Genomic DNA, 1,678 nt, shown 5'->3' with positions numbered 1-1,678 from the left:
GCCCCGCGTCGGGCCCACACCATGCCCACCGGCAGAAACACCGACAGCCGCACCCACAACACCAAGATCAATCACTCATGAAAGACCGAGGCTAACTGAACGGCGTTGGTACTAGGTCAAGGCAACGAAGGTGCCTGCCTGGAGGCTGGACTGCACGCCGTCCTCGTCGCCCACACAGCGGCAGCCTCAGCACGCACCACACACACCATGGCCGTTGCACTGGCATAGACCGACAAGCCGCGAGGCCCGAAGGGTCGGTGATAGCTGGGGCACGACTACTGCGCGCTGGCCCGCAGAACGAGACACTACCTTCGGACAGGTGAGATCGGGCCCCTGATCCCTCACCCTCCGGGGGGGTCTCGGGGCCCCGGGCCGCTGGAGCGCACTTGGGCTTGACCCGTTGACGGACGGGGTCGATGTGTTGATCTCATTTAGACTGCTTGGCATTGGGCCCTAAAGGTCCGGAAAGCGCAGTGCGTCGGGCCTTCTTCACAATTCCGTCGCTAGGTCCTCGATCTGTTCAAGGCTGTCCGATCGGTCGCCGGACCGGTGCGGACTTGAACGTCAGCGATCAAGCGGCTCGTCGGCGTTGGGCCGGAGGACCTGCCATCGCCCGTCAACCTGATCTTCCGCTCAACGGCGGTGCGGGTTGTGCCCCGCACCGCCGTCGAGCAGGCGGCTCAGCTCGGTGGACGGGGAAGGTCAGCCGGTGAAGGCTTGGCGATCGATTGGAAGTCGTCCCTGCGTTCTGCCATCGGGTGTGGTTGACCGGTCATGGCGGACAGCGCGTTGGCGACGTCGTGCAGGTCGGCCTTGATGTAGGTGATGGTGGAGGAACCAGGGCTGTCGGTGTGTCCGGCGTAGGCGCGGGCGATGCCGTAGCCGAAGTGCCGTTCCACCCAGGTCAGGGTGGTGTGGCGTAGCCAGTGGGTCGAGATGCCGTGCACGGCTACCCAGGGCAGGCGCTCACCTAAGCGTTGCCATAGGTGGTCGTAGCGGCGGCTGGTGATCGGTTGGCCGTTGCGCGCGCGCAGGAGCGGATCGGTCGGCAGGACCGCGCCGCGAGCGTTGGCGTGCTCTCGCAGGTGTCCGGCGAGATCGATGGTGATGGGCTGCCAGCGGATGGTGGATCCTTTCTCGGTGAGGCGGACGAGTCCGTTGGTGGCATCAAGGTCGACCAGCCGTAGGGCCAGGGCGCCGCCGCGGCGGCACGCGGTCTCGGTGTGCAGTCGCAGGATCAGCGCGTCGAGGATGACGTCGTTTCCGCTGGTGCGCGCCATCGCGTTGATCTCCTCCAATTCGTGTGCGGTCAACGCGCGGCGGGTGCAGGGTAAGCGTCGGGGTTTCGCGACGCGGTGCGCGGGGCTGGCGGCGGCGTCGATCAGCCCGTCGGCGATGGCACATCGGTAGAAGGCGCGGGCGGCGGCGATGAGGTGCTCACCGGCGTGTCGGCCGTTGCGGCTGTTGCGCCGCGACACGGCGCTGGCGATCATCGCCTGTTTCAGAGCCTCGAAATCACTGGCAGTGATGGTGTCCAAGGGCCGATCGGGCCACGCGGCGGCCATCCGCTCCCAGTAGGTGCCGGTGCGGCGTGCTCCGGGCCCGGCAGCGGCAAGAACACGGGGCAGGTACTCGGCGACCGTCGGCACAACGGACGGCGTCGCGGGATGCGATTGCA

Annotated in this window: 1 protein-coding gene; it reads right to left on the bottom strand. The window is 67.0% G+C overall.

What is annotated here, in order from left to right:
- Positions 1-680 precede the first annotated feature (680 nt).
- The coding region (locus tag ABZS40_RS36655; RefSeq protein ID WP_354949325.1) for a site-specific integrase at positions 681-1,678 on the bottom strand (998 nt) is incomplete at its 5' end.

Source organism: Micromonospora sp. NPDC005324 (genome assembly GCF_040607155.1).
In the GTDB taxonomy this organism is placed as follows: Bacteria; Actinomycetota; Actinomycetes; order Mycobacteriales; family Micromonosporaceae; genus Micromonospora; species Micromonospora trifolii.
Note: the sequence above shows the minus strand (reverse complement) of the source record. Positions and strands in the feature narration are given on the sequence as shown.